Genomic DNA, 456 nt, shown 5'->3' with positions numbered 1-456 from the left:
GTACATTAAAGATGAAAATGGCAAGCAACTTTTAACCAAAAGCGGGTTTCCAAAACAAAGAAAAATTTGGTTGGTTGATTGGGATAAAAAGGAAAAAATTAATGAGTGGCGAAAAAATTGGGCGTTGAGTGTTAATCAGTTCTTAGCACAAAAAAATATTCCGGATCGGATTAGTGAAAAATCGTTTGTCTATCAAGGGATTCAAGAGACACCTACCCAACACGAAGGCATTAACAGCCAAAGAAAAAATCGAAAAGCATTTAATCAACAAGTTAGAGCGCAAAGAAACGCTCAAGCTAAATATCATAATCTTGACGAAAAGATAAGAAATCATGAACATTTTGACGCGTTAACTGACGAGCTATCGTTCTCTGAAAAACACACAATTAGTCATCTAAGTCAGCAATTGAAAACCTATGTCGATTTAGAACATTTAGATGATAAACAGCGCATGCT

Annotated in this window: 1 protein-coding gene; it reads left to right on the top strand. The window is 35.1% G+C overall.

Going from position 1 to position 456, the window contains the following annotated elements; all coding sequences use genetic code 11:
- The coding region (locus ACYT32_RS12380) for a MobA/MobL family protein (protein ID WP_461793478.1) at window positions 1-456 on the top strand (456 nt) is incomplete at both ends.

The organism is Companilactobacillus sp. FL22-3 (assembly GCF_054881455.1).
Note: the sequence above shows the minus strand (reverse complement) of the source record. Positions and strands in the feature narration are given on the sequence as shown.